The following is a 3,780-nucleotide window of genomic DNA, read 5'->3' as shown; positions in this document are numbered from 1 at the left end:
GGCCATAGCCGCGCGCCTTGAGGAAATTCGGAAACGGTCGGATGAATTCGAGCACGACATCGTCGACATCGAGGACAAGCAAGGGTCGGTCGTCGGCTGCCAGTTCTTCGATCTGGCGCGCGGTTTCCGGATCATCGCTCATATGGAATGCTCGTGGTTGTCGTCGCCCAGCGGCAGCGACCGCAAGGCTTTGCCGACGGCCGCCGGCGGGGTGCCGGTTTCCTCGGCAAAGCGCATCAGAGTCGGCTCGTGGGCGAGGATGAACTGCAGGACACCGGCCAGAAAACCCGGCTCGCTGGCGGCTTTGCGGATCGAATGGACCTCTATGCCGGTGATTGCCAGAAAGCGCGGCAGAAGCTCCGGATCGGAGGCGACGAAGCCCAGGGCCTTCACGGCAATCGATTCCGCTTCTTCGCGCATTGACGCTGCGTTTGCCATCACTACCTTCGGTGTGTGGAATGAGTCTCTCCCGCAGTAATGGCAAGAGTTGCTTGCGGCAAGCCATTAGAGCGTGGCGCGCCCTTTGGACGCGCAGGGGACGAGGTGGAATTCGCGCTGTTTTCCAGCCGCGGATTTCCGTTTCGTCAATCATATTGCCGTAAAGTGAAGCAGGGTTTGATGCGTTCAGACATGGGCGCATGACGGTTGCCTTCGAAGCGGAAGGGCAGCCGGGACGGGAAATCGATGCCGAAGAAGGTTATGATCGTCGAAGACAATGAGCTCAATATGAAGCTCTTTCGGGACCTCATCGAGGCAAGCGGTTACGAGACCGTGCGCACCCGAAACGGTCTGGAAGCGCTCGATTTGGCGCGCCAGCACAAGCCGGATCTGATCCTGATGGATATCCAATTGCCTGAAGTGTCGGGGCTTGAAGTGACCAAATGGCTGAAGGAAGACGACGAACTGCACGTCATCCCGGTCATTGCGGTGACCGCCTTCGCCATGAAGGGCGACGAGGAACGTATCCGCCAGGGCGGCTGCGAGGCTTATATTTCTAAGCCGATCTCGGTGCCGCGTTTCATCGAAACCATCAAATCCTATCTGGGCGATGCGTGATGTGCCCCTTCAGCCGAGCCGGAGCCTTGTGAAATGACTGCTCGGATCCTCGTCGTCGACGATATCCCTGCCAATGTGCGGCTGCTGGAAGTGCGGCTGCTGGCCGAATATTTCGAAGTGCTGACCGCCACCAACGGGCCGGATGCGATAGAGACCTGCGAGAACGGCAAGGTCGATGTCGTGCTGCTCGACGTGATGATGCCTGATATGGACGGCTTCGAGGTCTGTCGGCGGCTGAAGAGCGATCCGGCGACATCGCACATTCCGGTGGTGATGATCACCGCGCTCGATCAGGTCTCCGACCGCGTCCGCGGGCTCGAGGCCGGTGCCGACGACTTCCTGACCAAGCCGGTCAACGACCTGCAGCTTATGACGCGCGTCAAGAGCCTGGTTCGCCTGAAGTCGCTGACCGACGAGTTGCGGCTGCGCGCCTCGACGACGCGCAACATCGGCATCGAGGAGTTGCTCAGCCGCAATTTCGCATCCGAGGACACGACGCCTAAAGTGCTTTTGATCGACGAGCGCAAATCATCCGTTGAGCGCATCCAGAAGATGCTGCGCGACCGGGCCGACCTCGACGTCACACATGATCCGCATGCCGGTTTCTTCCAGGCCGCCGAGACGTCCTATGAATGCGTGATGATCTCGACCGCGTTCGCCGATTTCGATCCGCTGAGGCTCTGTTCGCAGTTGCGCTCGCTCGATCGCACCCGTTTCGTGCCGATCATCCTGCTGGCGGAGGAGGGCGAGGAGGAACGCATCATCCGCGGCCTCGAACTCGGCATCAATGATTATCTGATGCGGCCGATCGACCAGCAGGAGTTGACGGCGCGGCTGCGCACCCAGGTGCGCCGCAAGCGTTACAACGACCAGCTGCGCGCCAGCGTCACCCAGACCATCGAAATGGCGGTGACCGATGGACTGACCGGGCTGCACAACCGCCGCTATCTGGACAGCCACCTGCAGACGCTGTTCGATCGCGCCGTAGCGCGGCGCCGGCCGCTGTCGGTGATGATCACCGACCTCGACCGCTTCAAGGCGATCAACGATGCGCACGGTCATGACGGCGGCGACGAGGTTCTGCGGGAATTCGCACGACGGCTGCGCAAGAATGTCAGGGGTATCGACCTTGCCTGCCGCTTTGGCGGCGAGGAGTTCGTCGTGGTGATGCCGGACACCGAGGGCGCGGTGGCCGAGAAGGTAGCCGAACGCATTCGCGCCGAAATCGCCCAGGCGGCTTTCGCCATCGGGCAGGACGGCAAGGCGATCGAAGTCACGGTCAGCGTCGGCGTGTCGTCGGTGCTGAAGGGCGTGGACACGGTGGCGGCGCTGATGAAGCGTGCCGATCTCGCGCTCTACGAAGCCAAAAGCGGCGGCCGAAATCGCGTCGTCGCCAAGGCGGCGTAGCGATCCAGCCCCGATTATCCTGTCAACCCGACAGGGTTACCCGTTTACCTTAATCCAAGCGATTCGCGAGCCTTGGTTAAGAAACTGTTGATTTTCATAAGCTCTTGCGCAACTGTGCAGGCCAAGACGAAGCCGGCACGAGGATAGAAAACCGGCTCCGATCCTGGGAATACCCCATGATGCTCAGGTCCGCCGCATCTCCTGGGTCCGTGGGGTCGGCCGGCCGGCGCTGGCACATAGTGGCCTCCTCGTACCGCTGCCAAACGCCGACCGGCCCCCTTCTCTCCAAAAGAACATCAGAACTCCGTGCCAAAGCACGGAGGAATCTGCGTTTTTGCATGTGAAATCAGGATACCCGTTTTGGTTCCTACACAGTTTCGCTGTGAGGGCAGCCAACGACGAGGGGAAGAGCACCCCTTCCATTTCATAGATATGGCGCACAAGGGGCTTGCGGCAAGACCCGGCTCCTCCCGTAAAACCGCGACCCAAGCCAGGGTGCGGAAAACGGGAGTTATGATAATGATTTCAGATCATGCGGTTGTGATCGCCGGGGGTGGTCCGACGGGATTGATGCTGGCAGGCGAACTGGCGCTGGCAGGCGTGGACGTTGCCATTTTCGAAAGGCGACCGGATCAGAAATTGGCAGGATTGCGCGCAGGCGGCCTGCATGCGCGCACTCTTGAGGTGCTCGACCAGCGCGGAATTGTGGATCGGTTTCTTTCACAGGGACAGATATCGCCGTCCGTGGGCTTCCACATGATCCGGTTAGGCATCAGCGATTTTCCCACGCGCCACAATTATCTGCTGGCACTGCGGCAAAACCACATCGAGCGCATCCTGGCCGACTGGGTCGGCGAGTTGAAGGTACCGATCTATCGCGGACACGAGGTTGCGGGGTTTGCCCAGGACGACAGCGGCGTCGATGTCGAACTGTCCACCGGTCACCGCCTGAGGGCCGCATATCTGGTCGGGTGCGACGGAGGCCGCAGCACCATTCGCAAGGCGACCGGTATCGAGTTCGCCGGATGGGATCCGACGATGAGCTGGATGATTGCCGAGGTCGAAATGTCGGAAGAACCGGCATGGGGCTTCCGCAGCAACGCCTCCGGAATTCATGCTCTGGGTAAGATCGAGGGCGGCAAGAAGGTTGGCGTCGTGCTGACGGAGCCCCGCCTGGAGGCGCGCGGCGAACCGACCCTGCGCGAGCTCAGCGAGGCGCTGACTGCCATCTACGGCACCGACTTCGGGGTTCACAGCCCGACCTGGCTCTCCCGCTTCACCGACATGACGCGCCAGGCTGCCGCATATCGCGACCGG

The 3,780-nt window shown here is 61.2% G+C and carries 4 protein-coding genes; 3 read left to right on the top strand and 1 reads right to left on the bottom strand.

All coding sequences use genetic code 11. From position 1 onward, the window contains the following. Positions 1-138 precede the first annotated feature (138 nt). Entirely contained in the window at positions 139-438 is a 300-nt protein-coding gene (locus tag EN906_RS26175; protein ID WP_024503583.1) for a DUF3572 domain-containing protein, read from the bottom strand. Positions 439-684: 246 nt separating this feature from the next. Here EN906_RS26175 and EN906_RS26170 point away from each other — a divergent pair, with 246 nt between their 5' ends. From EN906_RS26170 to EN906_RS26155, 3 genes are all read left to right on the top strand, one after another. Continuing rightward, entirely contained in the window at positions 685-1,056 is a 372-nt protein-coding gene (locus EN906_RS26170) for a response regulator (protein WP_127271107.1), read from the top strand. Positions 1,057-1,089: 33 nt separating this feature from the next. After that, complete coding sequence (locus EN906_RS26165) at positions 1,090-2,463, top strand: PleD family two-component system response regulator (protein WP_023810534.1); 1,374 nt, start codon at positions 1,090-1,092, stop codon at positions 2,461-2,463. A 519-nt stretch (positions 2,464-2,982) separates the two neighbouring features. Continuing rightward, positions 2,983-3,780: FAD-dependent monooxygenase (locus tag EN906_RS26155; RefSeq protein ID WP_206529169.1), on the top strand; the 798-nt coding region annotated here is incomplete at its 3' end.

This window comes from Mesorhizobium sp. M7A.F.Ca.CA.004.06.1.1, assembly GCF_003999135.1.
GTDB lineage: Bacteria > Pseudomonadota > Alphaproteobacteria > Rhizobiales > Rhizobiaceae > Mesorhizobium.
This window is presented reverse-complemented; position numbering and strand designations above follow the sequence as displayed.

Coding starts and splice junctions, on each gene's coding strand:
- EN906_RS26165 (WP_023810534.1), top strand. CDS start 1,090: ATGACTGCTCGGATCCTCGTCGTCGACGATATCCCTGCCAATGTGCGG.
- EN906_RS26175 (WP_024503583.1), bottom strand. CDS start 438: ATGGCAAACGCAGCGTCAATGCGCGAAGAAGCGGAATCGATTGCCGTG.
- EN906_RS26170 (WP_127271107.1), top strand. CDS start 685: ATGCCGAAGAAGGTTATGATCGTCGAAGACAATGAGCTCAATATGAAG.